This is a genomic window from Streptomyces sp. AV19, from assembly GCF_015999245.1.
GTDB lineage: Bacteria > Actinomycetota > Actinomycetes > Streptomycetales > Streptomycetaceae > Streptomyces.
Map to the genome: position 1 here is coordinate 1 of NZ_JAEAMR010000099.1, position 12,553 is coordinate 12,553.

Sequence of the window (12,553 nt, forward strand, 5' to 3'; positions counted from 1 at the left end):
ATCGCCGCCACCCTCATCTGCTACCGCAGACTCACCAAATGAGATGACCTCTAAGCCCAGCGGGCACTGCACGGGCCGATTCGACGTCAGTTGAGCAGCATCGGACGCAGTTCCGCCCGTACGGCCGGCGTCATGGCGCGCCCCACACGGTCGACGAGCCGCGCGGCCTCATAGGCGATCAGTCCGATGTCACAGCTCGCGCGGGTCAGAAGACCGAGCGTGGAACCCTCCGAGATCGACATGAGGCAGAGGAAGCCCCCGTCCATGTCCACCATGGTCTGGTTCACCCGCTGCCCACCGCAGATGCTCAACGCGCCCTTGGACAAGGAGATGATTCCGGATACCACGGCCGCGAGCCGGTCCCGGTCGTCCTCGCTGAAATCGCCCGACTGCGCGAGCGTCAGCCCGTCGGAGGAGACGACCACTCCCCCGCGCAGGCCAGGTGTCGCCTCGACGAAGTCCCTGATCATCCAACCCACGGAAGGCATGGCACTGTCCTGTCTCATAGGGCACCGTTCCCGAGTTCATCATTGTTGTCGGAGGTGTCCCGCACGCTCTCCTGTCGCCCGCGCTCGGATCCACCCCGGAAGCTGGCCATCCGTTGTTGCAGTTCCTCCGGCGTTCTGCCCGGTTGTGGTGCGGTGCCGTTCTCCCCGAGCGGGCCCGTCGTCTCCGCGTCCTTGTTGAGTGAGGCCCGGGGCACCCTTCGAGGGAGCCCATGGGGGGTCACCGGCATGGGTGCAGCCGGTTTGGTCTTCCTGTCCGGAGTCCTGTTCGCCGGCGGCCCGTCAAGAGTCGCTTGCCCGGGAGCCGACCGCTGCGCAGGTACGTAGGCGGGGGGCTTCTCCGCGACGCGCGGGACATGCGGCGCTTGCCCGTGCACCCCGTCCGGGGCGGCGGCCAGCATCCGCGCGGGGACGGTCACCACGGCGGTGCATCCCTTGCCGACGGAACGCAGCTGTACCTGGACATCGTGTTTGGACGCCAACCGGCTGACGACGTACATGCCCATACAGCGCGTCATCTCCGCATCCATCACCGGCGTCCGCTCCAGGATCTCGTTCAGCCGGTCCATCTCGTCCGCGTCGATTCCCACTCCGTTGTCATCGACCTCGATGACCAGATCACCGGCGAGCGTGATACGGCTCGACACAGCGACCCCGTCGGTCCGGTCCGAGTACTGGATGGCGTTGTCCAGCAGTTCCGCGAGAAGGTGGGTCAGATCGTGCACCACGGGGCCCAGGACTGACGTCTCCGGCAGTGTCAGCACCTGGATGCGGTCAAAGCGCTCGACCTCCGCACCGGCCGCACGCACGACATCGAGAAGGGAAGCCGGTTCCTGATGGATCCGGCCGGGGCTCTCGCCCGCGAGCACCAGCAGATTCTCGCCGTACCGTCGCATACGAGTGGCCAGGTGATCGGCGCGAAAGAGCCGTTTGAGCTTGTCCGGATCGGCCTCCGTCCGCTCCAGCTCCGAGATCACTTCGAGCTGGCGGTGCACCAGTGTCTGGCTGCGCCGAGCCATGGAGGCAAGCATGGTGCCCACGCTGGCCCGGAGTTCGGCCTGTTCTCCGGCCTGCTTGACGGCTTCGTCGAAGACGGCCGCGAACGCCCGGGAGACATCGCCGACTTCGTCACGTGTACCGAGATCGATGACCACGGGCTGTGGGACCACTCGGCCCGGGTGCCGTTCGGTGGATGCCGTGACCAGCTCCGGCAGCTGCTGCCTGGCCGCTCTGAGAGCAGTGCCGCGCAGTTTCCTCAGCTTCTTCACCGTGGACCGGACGATCAAGGCGGCGAGCCCGACAGCCAGCAGGAGTGCCGCCCCCACCAGGGAGCCCTCCATGACGGCCTTGTGCCGGGCCTCGGACTGGCTCTTCACGGCATTGCCCAGGATCCGCTCGGCGATGCGCATCTCCAGACGGTGCAGACCGTCCAGGACCCTGTCCGCCGTGCTGTGCCAGTCCCGCATCAACGCTCCGCCCAGCACCGCGGGCGGCGTGCCAACGGCTTTCCTGACCAGGGACGCGAGGCGGTCGGGATTCACGCTGTGGGCGAACGACCCACGGTCCTCAGGCGTCGCCGCGGACTGGAACTCCTTGAACACCAGCCCCTGCAAGCCCTCCTGGGCGACCACGGCCGTGGTCTCCTTGGGCAGCGCCCGGCCGCGGGTGAACGCCGCGTTCAACAAGGCCCGTTGGCTGGAGACGGACGCCTGGCCGACGGACAGCGCATAGAGCGCCCGGCCATCGGAACCACTCGCGAAACCTGCCTCGATGGTCAGACCGAGCAAGGGCGTGATGATCCCGCTGTACGCGGTCTCCGTCGCGACAGGGCTCAGCGCCGTGAAAGCTCGCATGCGCAGGGAGGAGAGACCTCGCAACGCGCGCTCCGCCTCTTTCAGCCGCTGCCCGAGTCCGCCGGCGGTGCCTTCGACGGAGCTCCGCCGGTAATATTCGGCCAGCACACGGTCGGTCGCCGCCCGCAGCGTGCCGACATCATCGGCCACCGCCCGCTTTCCCGACGCGGCGGCATCCCGCTCATTCTCCAGGGCATGGGCGAGTTCGGTCGCGGAAAGCACCAGACCGGCGACCTTCTCCTCCCGCGCCATCCGGTCGGCCTGCTCCAGGGAGCCCTTGATACGCGGCGCTGCCAGCGATACGGCCAGGACAAGCGGCAGCATCAGCACTATGGCCATGCGCACCGACAGCCGCCAGTCCTTCGGCGCCCATGCCATTCCTCCTCGACTTGCCCGCCAAGGAGTCCTGCCGCGTCCCCGCGAGAACAGCGGAATTTTTTTAGCCGTCATCAAACTACGAAGACCTTCGAATCAGGTATGACCGCCAGCGCTGTTTCAACGCCGGAGAGATCTTCGATCCTAGGGTCGGGGTGTCACACGTATGCGCCCCCAAAAGGCAGTACCGGAGTCACCCATGGTTGATGGAGGGTCGGCCGAAGGACATTGGTGAAGCGGAAGCGGCCGAACAGCGCCCTCCGGCCGTCCGGCCGGAGGGCGCCCGTACTCACGCCGATCGACGTTCCACGAACGATTACTGCAGGGCCTTCAGCAGAGCCAGGAGCCCAGGAGCAGAGTTGATCAGGCTCATGAGCCCGCCCCCGGCCGACTCGGCCGCGTGCCCAGCCGCTTGGACTCCATGGGACGCCTGGCCCATGAGCCCGCTCCCGGCCGACTCGGCCGCCTGGCGAGCGGCTTGGAACCCATGGGACGCCTGGCCCATAAACCCACTCCCGGCCGACTCAACCGCTTGACGGGCAGGAGTCCCGTGCTCCCGCAAGAGCTTCAGGGGGTCCGGAAGCCCCGTCTTCGCGAAATCCATCATGGGGACTTTTTTGAGGAGAGAAGAAAACAAGTAACGACCTCATCTCGGATTGTTGGCGAGCCCCGAATGCTCCGTCCTTCCCGGGTACTGACCCCCAAGAACCATTCGATAACCGGACCGTACAGTCCCGGGATGACATATCGCGGGAGAGTGACTCACTTACGAGTGAAGAACTGGACCTCGGTGAGACCTGCCAGCGGTCGGGACGCATCGGAGCCCGCACGGGTCTTCTTAATTTTGATCATGATCTTTACTACATCGTCAAGTCCCCAGTACATATCCTGATGGCCGGGCTGGTCCGCCAGGTTCAGGTCCTTGGTGACAAGGTCACCGCTCCTGGTGAAAGCCGTCACCGAAACGTCCGTCGGCCGCGGGGATTTCAGGAATTCCTTCGGATCCTCGGCGGCACCGATGAACAGCACCAGGGTGGTGAGTCTGTACGGACGGTCGAACGTCGCCTGCCACCACTCTCCGGAGGCTGTGCCCAGATCGGCGTCCGGGGACCAGTACGTGTTGTCCGCGCCGTCCGCCGCGGCGCCCGCGGGGAAGCCCTTGCGCTCGCTCGATGCCAGAACCTTGGTGGGGACTTCCTGCACCTGCGAGGTGAAGCGGTCCTCGACGCGGGATACGGCGTATGCGGTTCCCTTGACCGCGCAGGAGGTCGCACCGCCGACCGCGCCGACGACGAAGACGGTGGCCAGTGAGGCCGCGACGATGCGGCGGCGGTCCCAGTGCCATACCCGTGGGCGCGCCTCACGCCATTCGGCAAAGCGCCGACGCCAGGTGAGGGGGCCGTCGTCGTCCTCCACCGGTGCGAGAACAGCAGCACAGTGCATGCAATAGGTACGAGTGAGCGGGTTCTCGGTCTCGCACTCCGAGCACTGCCGCCGTGGCTGCCCTGGCCGCACGTGACTCCGGTAGAGCGGAGCGGCGGCCGGCGGCTGCGGTGGTGGTGGTGGTGGTTCCGTCGCGGTGACGGGCATGTCCGCGGCCCGTTCCGGACCCGGCGCCCGGTCCGGTGCCGGACGGGGCTCGTGACCACCAGGTGGCAGCGCAGCGGGCGGAGTCGGCACCGGCGCGGGTGTGGGTACAACCGCAGGCGCAGGCTGCGGAGGCTCACTGGCCGGCGGCTCGACCGTCGGCATGTAGCTTCCGCACGCGGCGCAGAACGCTTCGTTGGCGACGACCACGCCACAGGCCGGACAGATGGTGGCAGATCTCCAGGCGGCCCGGACCTCGGAGGAGTTTTCGGGATGCAGAACGTTCACCACCCCTCGAAGTCCAGGCCGGCGAAGATCTCGTCGGTAGTGGTGACCGGACAGTTGGCTTCGGCCCAGGGCAGGGTCATGGCATCGTTGTCGGCAGGGTCGCCCGCAATGGCGTCCGAGACGATGAACGGCTCTATATTCCGCATCCACGCGTCACAGGCAGTCGTCGTGATGCCGGTGCGGGGGCAGAAACCGACCAGAATCAACTGGTCACGGCAGGAACGCGCCATCCGATCGGCAAGGTCCGTACGGGCAAACGCGCTGTGCGTCCATGTGGGGATGACGATATCGCCCGCTGTGGGGGCAATGCTGTCGACGATGACCTTGGCCTGGGGGCTCTCAGGGGTTCCATGATTCCGGACATCCTCCTGAATGCCCCACTCGGCAGAACCCTGACGTCCAGTCCGGGCGGAATAGATGACAGGGATGCGGAACCTGGCGCAATCCCTCTTCAGCCGCCCGATGTTGGTGAGCGACTGGACAAGGGGCGCCCCACCCTTCGTCAGGGCGTCCAAGGGGTGGCTCTGCAGGTCGTGTATGAGCAGTACCGCGCGATCGGGCTCGACGAGCCAGTCGTCCATGTCCGTCGCGGCATCCGGCAGGGCCAGAATGTCGTCGGGATCGAAGGTGGGGATCGCCATAGCAGATGGAGCCTCTCGAACTGTGCGCCGGCGGGAGCGGGAACTGTGGCGGCAGTCGCCAGGCGCGTGACGTGCTCGGGCACCCTGCCGAGGCGGCGATGGCGCCGATCGGAATCCGGTGGCGCTCTGCCTCTCACAGGCTGTCAGATGCGCTTCGGGCGCGGGCACGGTCTCCTCATACGTCCAGGGTGAATTCAACACCTACCAGCCGCCGAAGGAACATGAGTTGTCGCCCAGCCAATACCAACCACCGTTTTATCTAACGTTGGTTGATGCGCGGTACCCGAAGGAATACAAGATCGAATTACGGCCTCCGGACACTGCCTTGCGCACCGTGCGGTGTGGCAGTGTGAAGTCAGAGAAGCCGCAACGGAACAGGCTGGAGTACACGCGTGGTCAATTATCTGTCTCCTGGTGTCTACGTAAAGGAGTCGGACGGCGGTTCGCGCCCCATCCAGGGGGTGGGCACCTCCGTGGCAGCCTTTGTGGGGTTCGCGGAAAAGGGCCCGCTGAACGAGCCGGTTCGAGTGTCGAACTGGAATCAGTTCTCCACCACTTTCGGCGACTTTGTCGAAGGTTCCTACCTCGCCCAGTCGGTGTACGGGTATTTCGCCAATGGCGGCGGATCCTGCTACGTCGTCCGCGTCGGTGACCGCCCGAACACTCCAGCCGCCGGAATCGGCAGCGGTTCCGTCTCTGCCCCGCGCGCTCTGCAGGCCGCGCCACAGCAGTCCCTGGGCGGCTTCCAGGTCGCGGCCCTGCCCGCGGCCGCGAGCAAGGACATCAGCATCGAGGTCCAACGGGCCTCCGATCCGCTGTCGAAGACCCGCAAGGCCGGCGGCGCGAAGGACACGGCCGAGGCCCCCGGCACGCCCGGTGGCGCGGATGCCGGGAGCCCCGACCGCTACCAGCTCGTCGTCAAGGCCGCCGGCAAGCAGGTCGAGGCATTCGATGTCTCCACGGACCGCACCTCGGCCCAGTACGTGGTCACGCAGGTCCGTGAGCGTTCACAGTTCATCTCCATCGTGGAGAACGCGACCGCTCAGGGCGGCGTACTGGCGCTCCCGGAGAATCAGGCACTCGCGCTTCCCTCCGCACCGGCGGCCACTCCCACCGGCCGACAGGGCGAGGCCGGGCAGGAACAGTCGTCGGTGGGCCGCTACGTCGGTGACGTCGCCAAGCGGTCCGGTCTCTCCGGCCTGGAGGCGATCGACGAGGTGACCATGCTCGCCGCCCCCGACCTGATGGCGGCGTACCAGCAAGGCGCGCTGAGCCGCGAACAGGTCAAGGCCGTACAGCTTGCGATGATCAGTCATTGCGAGAACATGGCGAACCGCGTCGCCATCATCGACCCCCTGCCGGACCTGCTTCCGTCGGAAGTGCACGACTGGCGGCAGAACGAGGCCGGCTTCGACTCCAAGTACGCGGCGCTGTACTACCCATGGGTCAAGGTCGCCGATCCGAACACCGGCAAGGGCGTACTGGTGCCGCCGTCCGGGCATGTCGCCGGCGTGTGGGGCCGCAGCGACGCCGCACGCGGTGTGCACAAGGCTCCCGCGAACGAAGTGGTGCGCGGCGCCCTCGACCTTCCCCTGCAAGTCACCAAGGGCGAGCAGGAATTGCTCAACCCGGTCGGCGTCAACTGCATCCGCAGTTTCCCGGGCCGGGGGATCCGGGTCTGGGGCGCCCGTACGCTCTCCAGCGACCCGGCATGGCGCTACCTGAACGTGCGACGACTGTTCAACTACCTGGAGGACTCCATCTTCCAGGGCACCCAGTGGGTGGTCTTCGAGCCCAACGACGAGCGGCTGTGGGCCGCGGTCCGCCGCAACATCACCGCCTTCCTGCTCAACGAGTGGCGCAATGGCTCCCTGTTCGGCTCCTCCCCGTCGGAGGCGTTCTACGTCAAGTGCGACGCGGAGACCAACCCGCCGGAGGTCATCGACGCCGGCCAGGTCGTGTGTGAGATCGGCGTCGCGCCGGTCAAACCCGCCGAGTTCGTGGTCTTCCGGCTCTCCCAGTCGAGCGGCAGCGACTCATCCGACGAGTGACCGCAGGCTGAGCCAGCAGATTTCGGTGCGGGTCCGCCGCAGCGAAAAGCAAACCGAGAACACAAGGAATACCCATGCCCGACAAATTCGTAGTCGACGTCGACAGAGTCCATTTCACCATGGTGACCAACCTTAAGATCACCAAGAACAAATCGGCCGAGTCCACCACGTCGTACCGCGACACCAACGGGAACCCGGCGACTTACGGAGCTGTCCAGGAAACGCCGGGCGGCACCCTCACCTTCACTGTCCTCAACGCCGACATCGCTGCCCGGCGGTCCATGGAGGACTGGGAGCCGAATGAGGCGAGCTCGGCGACCATCACCCGTACCACCACCGGGCCCCAGCAGATCACGGAGACCTATACCCTCCACGGTCTGCAGAAAGTGGACGGCGGCAAAGATCTGACGTTCGACGCCAGCGAGCCGGATGACGCGGCCACCACGTACAACTTGCTCTACACGTACGCCGACAAAGTGGAATTTAAGGACGGCTCTTGAGGCGCCGTGTAACCGAGGTGGCGCCCGCGGGCGAGTCCCCGCGGGAGCAAACCGACAGTCGGCCGGACTCGCCGGGCGCCGGGCAGCAAGCCCTGCCGCGCCTCGTCACGGAGTTCCCCTTCGCCCTCCCTCGCGGATACGTGGACCCGGCCGGGAACCTCCACAAGGAGGGCGTCATGCGGCTGGCGACAGCCCGCGACGAGCTCCTCGCACCGCGCGATCCACGGGTGCGGGAGAACCCCGAGTACCTCTCGGTGGTCCTGCTGGCCCAGGTGATCCCACGTCTCGGAAAACTCACGGACATCCAGGCCGATGTCGTCGAGGGGATGTTCGCCGCCGACGTGGCGTTCCTCCAACGGCTCTACGAGAGCATCAACGCCGACGGGGAAACGGCCCCCAGGGCCGTCTGCCCCGAGTGCGATCACGCTTTCCCCGTCGACATGGGCAGCCGCCTGGGGGAATGACGGTGTACGCGGTCGACGACCTCTATCGGGAGATCGCGTACATCGCCCATCACTTCCACTGGCCGCCTGCCGACATCCTCGACATGGAACACGGAGACCGCCACCGCTACATCAGCGAAATCAGCGCCATCAACAAATTGATGAGAAGGGAGTAGGACAGTGTTCGGCCGGTCCGCCGACGACGGCTCGCACCAGACGAGCCGCGTACGCCCCATCGACGGGAAGCGAGCAGAGGTGACACCCGATCGCCCTCTGCTGCGGACCGGCTCCCTGCATCGCGCGGCAGGGCCCCGCCGCACCCTACGACCGGTGGCTTGGCGGGACCCCCGGATCAACCGGGGCGGCATCGGGCTGTGCATCTCCCCGTGCCCGCCGACGGTCTTCGCACCGCCTGCCGGATGGCGGCGGCCGGGAACCGTACGGTTCCGTCGGGCGGCCCCGCTGTACTGGGCTGTACCCGGCGCGTCGAACGGTCCCGTGGTGGGAGCCCCGCACCTACCAGGGGCCCCGCTCGCCCAGTCTCTTCCCTCCGCGGCAGACCATGCGCCGGCCTTCGTCCCTGATGCTCCGCAGGAGGACCGGAACGAGCGGCACATCCCAGCGGTCGAGCAGTCTGTTCGGCATCGCGGCTCTCCAGCTCGCAACGGACGGCACCAGACTCCCCTCCTGGCGCAGCGTCCCGCGTCAAGCGCTCCCCCGCCCCCTCGCCGTCCGCTGGCCACGCCGCCGGCGGACCTCCCGTCCCGTACGGCGCAGCCGTCCGCCTCACGAGAAGACCCCTACGCGAGTCGGCTGGAAAAGGCACTTCGCGACAGAACTGTTCAGCGGTACGTACCCCAAGAGTTGACGGTCGACAGGAAGGCACAGAAGTACGACGAGGCACAGGCGGAGATCGCCCCGGAACGGGCCGGGCAGACGACGGCCGGTGTCCCGGCCCGGCACCGTACCGAGCTCGAAACTCGTAGCAGGAACCGTGAGTCGGCGCTCCCCGAGCGGGCGCCGAAGTCCTGCGACCCCGTGGGCCGAAAAAAGGCCGGAGGCCAACCGCATGATGACGCCAGCGGGAAGCGGACGACTTCTTCGCCCGCTGTGGCCGATGGCGCCGGACGGAGCCACACTCGCAAGGCGGATCCTTCCCTGACCGGAGTGGCGGCGCTGTCCGAATCCGCCACGCGCCACGGGGAGCCCGACGCCGAGGTGGCCGCGCTGCCCGGAACCGGACCCGCTCGGCGCGAGCCAAGCACCAGTCCTGTGCTGCCTTCCGCCAGTACCGCAGTCGTGGCCACAAGGACGCCGTTGGCCCCGCAGCGGGCTCCGCAGTGCTCCGTCCGTATGGCCGGATCCAGGCTTTTGGAGACGGACAACGCCCGCCCGTCGCACCCGGGCCAGAGAGAAATCGCAGCCCATGGGGGCGGGCAGCAGCCGGGGCGGAACGGCACCGTCTCTACGGCTGCGCCCGGACAGGACGCGGAACCGCCGGGCACGGAGTCGCGTTGCGTCGCAGAGGACCGGCCCACCGTTCGCGATCGTCCGGGGGACCACACCCGACGTATCCAGCCGATGGTGAAGGACACCCGCCGGCCTCGGCCGATGGTGCTGTCGCTGGTCACCGGAACCGGCCGCACAGCGTGGCCTCCTCATGGCACGAGCCGCAATACAAGTCGATGCTTCCACGCATTCGACGCGACCGGCCCGGTGCCTCAGTTCAAAGACATTCGCACTCTCAAGGAGCGGGGTGAAGAGGTACACAGTGTGGCGTTGGTGCCGCACACAGGTCGCGAAGGTTCGCAGACTCGTCCTGTCGCTGGTGTCGTACGAGTGGCGCGCCTCGCCGGTACACGCCAGGACGGAGCGACGTTCACCGATCTGGGACAGACCGCCGGAGACACCGTCTCCAGGCCGACGCCGATGCTGCCGATCACATGGCATCACCCATTGGCACCTCCTGCAGAGGAGAGCCTCCCGCAGATCCCCCGCAGTCGCGAAGCGTCTGCCCTGCAAGGGACATCCGTAGTACGGAAGAGATCCAGCGAGGACCCGCCCGAGGTCTGCGTACCTGTGTGGCATCGCGGCGGGACACCATTCGTGGCTGCTCTTCGAAGGCTCGCAGTGCGGGCCGCCGAAGCACCGGTCCGGTCGCGACGTGCGGCCCGGAGCGCAGGAATGGCCTTGTCCACTCGTCAACAGGCCCTGTCGGTGGGGGCATACGAGGCTCTGGGTCAGGCCAGTGCGCATCGCATGCGCGCTCGGGAGCTCGCTTCGCCCTACCTCGATGGGGGCCCGGCATCCACCTCGCAGAACAGCAGAGCGTACGTGGAGGCGGCCTCCTCGGTACTGACACGGCTCCCGGATGCCGACAGCCGGTTCGTCTGGCAACACTCGAACGGATCCACGCGGGGCAAGAGCTCATCGGACGCACCTGGTGCCGCTCCCCCCGGCCGGTCCCTCGACGCCCTGCCCACCCCGGGGAGGACAACCGATCCGGCAACCGCCGCCGGGGCCGCTGGTCAGGAAAGGCGTGATCCCCCGAAGGACACACCTGGTGCCCGTGCCCGTCCGGCGCCGGACGGACCATCCGCAGGCGTCGTCTCCGAGGCACTGTCAGGTGACACAGACGCGCCAACGGTCGGCGTCCCCAAGCGGATCACCCTCCCGCCGTCCGGCAGGGAATCCGCATCGGACGGGGCCCACATGCCGGTCGACGAAGAAACCGGTTCCCCTTCGGCGGTCCGCTCCCCCGCGCCAACGCTGCCGACGAGGTCCCGCGCGGAGTTCGCGCCCCCGGTGACTCCCCGTTCTGCGGGCCGCCCCGCCCCGCTGCCGTACCCATCATCGGGAGCGGAGTTCACCTCCGCGACGGGCGAATGGACCGTGACAGGTGGCATCACGGTACTGCCGTTGCTCGGATCCCACCTGTCCAGTTCTCCACAGCCGCAAGGTGCTCAGTACATACCGGTCGCTCCCGCCCACGAGGTGACCGGCAACGTCGAGACCCTGCCCGGGTTCGGCGCATGCTCCGGCTCTCCGGATTCCGGTTACAGGAAGCCGGGGCACACAGCACAAAATTCAGCGATGCAAAGGATTCGGCACGATGGCAAAAGTTATTGAACCCGGGCAGATAAGCACCAGCTGGAAGTTTGACGTAACGTTCGACAAGATTTCATTGACGGGATTCACCCGCTGTGAAGGCCTGGCCTGTGTGGTGGAGGTGGAGGACTACGCGGAGGGCGGGAACAACCACGTCAACCGGCTCTTCCCCAAACGGCTCAAGTATCCGCCGCTGACTCTGTACCGACCGTACACCCCGCTGAGCGTCGAAATCATGAGCTTCCTCAAGGACGCAGTGGACAACAACTCCGGGTTCACGGGCCAGATCAGGCTTTCCGACGCCTCCGACAAAGCATTGATCGACATCAAGCTCAACGGTGTGATGCCAGTCTCCTGGGCCGTATCAGTGCTGGACATCAACGAGGAGCTCCAGGTGACGACGGAGAAGCTGGAGATCGCGTACGAGAGCCTCGAGATGGTCGATCTCACGGAGGGAGCTCTCCATGGCGCGTGAGTTCCCGGCCCAGGCGGAGCGGGCGACATTGCTCTGTCACGAGCCACCGACCGCGCCGGGAGGAGTGGCCAGGCAGTCGGACCGGATGGAACTGCCGTTCAATCCCTCCCCGCTGAGCGTCGTCAAGCGAGCCAAGTGGGAATACCACGAGTCGTGCTACGAACCGACTGCCACCGCACCGGAGTTCATCGGGCCGCAGCCGCGTGAGCTGACCTTCCAGCTGCTGTTGGTGGACCAGGGGAACCGCCAGGAATCAGTGGACGCTCAGGTGGAGAAGCTCTTCTCCTGGTGCGCCCCCACGAAGAGCAGCATCAGCAGGAAGCGACCTTCACCGCCGTGGATCAGGTTCAGCTGGGGATCGCTCAAGCTCAATGAGTTCTGGTGGTTCCTGAACGAGGTCGAGGTGCTCTACACGAGGTTCTCGGCCGCAGGCGACCTCCAGCGAGCCCTGTGCAGGCTGGAGCTGCGGGAGATCGGGGTGTCGCGATGACGCCGACGGCGGAACCGGGTCCGTCGGTCCCGCATCGTGCCCACGTCGTCATCGGCTCCGAATCACTCGCGGCCATCGCCGGTCAGCTGGGGAATCCCTCCGGCTGGCGGGAAATCGCCGAGCTGAACGGTATCGACGACCCGACCAGGGTCTGCCCGGGCCGGCTGCTGATGCTGCCCGCGGGCGTCAAGAGCCGGGACGACCGCTGAGCCGCCCCCCCTTTGGTGACCGACAAA

The 12,553-nt window shown here is 66.8% G+C and carries 11 protein-coding genes; 7 read left to right on the forward strand and 4 right to left on the reverse strand.

Features of this window, described 5'->3' with window-relative positions:
- Positions 1-86 precede the first annotated feature (86 nt).
- From I5Q34_RS33775 to I5Q34_RS33790, 4 genes are all read right to left on the reverse strand, one after another.
- Positions 87-470 carry a roadblock/LC7 domain-containing protein gene (locus tag I5Q34_RS33775; RefSeq protein ID WP_374193088.1) on the reverse strand — a complete coding sequence of 128 codons (384 nt, stop codon included), beginning with the start codon at positions 468-470 and terminating at the stop codon, positions 87-89.
- A 32-nt stretch (positions 471-502) separates the two neighbouring features.
- Positions 503-2,737: a nitrate- and nitrite sensing domain-containing protein gene (locus tag I5Q34_RS33780; protein WP_199896320.1), complete on the reverse strand. Its 2,235-nt coding sequence runs from the start codon at positions 2,735-2,737 to the stop codon at positions 503-505.
- A 759-nt stretch (positions 2,738-3,496) separates the two neighbouring features.
- Positions 3,497-4,150 carry a hypothetical protein gene (locus I5Q34_RS33785; RefSeq protein WP_199896321.1) on the reverse strand — a complete coding sequence of 218 codons (654 nt, stop codon included), beginning with the start codon at positions 4,148-4,150 and terminating at the stop codon, positions 3,497-3,499.
- Between the two features lie 455 nt (positions 4,151-4,605).
- On the reverse strand, positions 4,606-5,250 hold the full coding sequence (locus tag I5Q34_RS33790) for an isochorismatase family protein (RefSeq protein WP_199896322.1): 645 nt from the start codon (positions 5,248-5,250) through the stop codon (positions 4,606-4,608).
- A 392-nt stretch (positions 5,251-5,642) separates the two neighbouring features.
- On the opposite strand from I5Q34_RS33790, the gene I5Q34_RS33795 reads away from it, so the two are divergent.
- The 7 genes from I5Q34_RS33795 to I5Q34_RS33825 all read left to right on the forward strand — a co-directional run bounded on the left by I5Q34_RS33795 (position 5,643) and on the right by I5Q34_RS33825 (position 12,526).
- A complete protein-coding gene (locus I5Q34_RS33795) occupies positions 5,643-7,301 on the forward strand; it encodes a phage tail sheath subtilisin-like domain-containing protein (RefSeq protein ID WP_199896323.1) in 1,659 nt (552 codons plus the stop codon).
- Positions 7,302-7,375: 74 nt separating this feature from the next.
- A complete protein-coding gene (locus I5Q34_RS33800) occupies positions 7,376-7,801 on the forward strand; it encodes a hypothetical protein (protein ID WP_199896324.1) in 426 nt (141 codons plus the stop codon).
- Positions 7,798-8,265, forward strand: coding sequence for a hypothetical protein (locus I5Q34_RS33805; RefSeq protein ID WP_199896325.1), 468 nt, complete (start codon positions 7,798-7,800; stop codon positions 8,263-8,265). Before I5Q34_RS33800 ends, I5Q34_RS33805 begins: the two co-directional genes overlap by 4 nt.
- 2 nt (positions 8,266-8,267) lie before the next feature.
- Positions 8,268-8,420 (forward strand): DUF6760 family protein, encoded by a 153-nt coding sequence (locus I5Q34_RS33810; protein ID WP_199896345.1) that lies wholly within the window; start codon positions 8,268-8,270, stop codon positions 8,418-8,420.
- Between the two features lie 2,936 nt (positions 8,421-11,356).
- A complete protein-coding gene (locus I5Q34_RS33815; protein ID WP_199896326.1) occupies positions 11,357-11,827 on the forward strand; it encodes a phage tail protein in 471 nt (156 codons plus the stop codon).
- Between the two features lie 64 nt (positions 11,828-11,891).
- Entirely contained in the window at positions 11,892-12,317 is a 426-nt protein-coding gene (locus I5Q34_RS33820; protein WP_199896327.1) for a hypothetical protein, read from the forward strand.
- Complete coding sequence (locus I5Q34_RS33825) at positions 12,314-12,526, forward strand: LysM peptidoglycan-binding domain-containing protein (RefSeq protein WP_199896328.1); 213 nt, start codon at positions 12,314-12,316, stop codon at positions 12,524-12,526. The genes I5Q34_RS33820 and I5Q34_RS33825 overlap by 4 nt, the downstream gene beginning before the upstream one ends.
- The last annotated feature ends 27 nt before the right edge of the window (positions 12,527-12,553 follow it).

Bases quoted from the DNA above. Each gene is read 5' to 3' on its own strand.
- I5Q34_RS33775 (WP_374193088.1), bottom strand. From the start codon at position 470: ATGATCAGGGACTTCGTCGAGGCGACACCTGGCCTGCGCGGGGGAGTG.
- I5Q34_RS33780 (WP_199896320.1), bottom strand. From the start codon at position 2,737: ATGGCATGGGCGCCGAAGGACTGGCGGCTGTCGGTGCGCATGGCCATA.
- I5Q34_RS33790 (WP_199896322.1), bottom strand. From the start codon at position 5,250: ATGGCGATCCCCACCTTCGATCCCGACGACATTCTGGCCCTGCCGGAT.
- I5Q34_RS33800 (WP_199896324.1), top strand. From the start codon at position 7,376: ATGCCCGACAAATTCGTAGTCGACGTCGACAGAGTCCATTTCACCATG.
- I5Q34_RS33815 (WP_199896326.1), top strand. From the start codon at position 11,357: ATGGCAAAAGTTATTGAACCCGGGCAGATAAGCACCAGCTGGAAGTTT.
- I5Q34_RS33825 (WP_199896328.1), top strand. From the start codon at position 12,314: ATGACGCCGACGGCGGAACCGGGTCCGTCGGTCCCGCATCGTGCCCAC.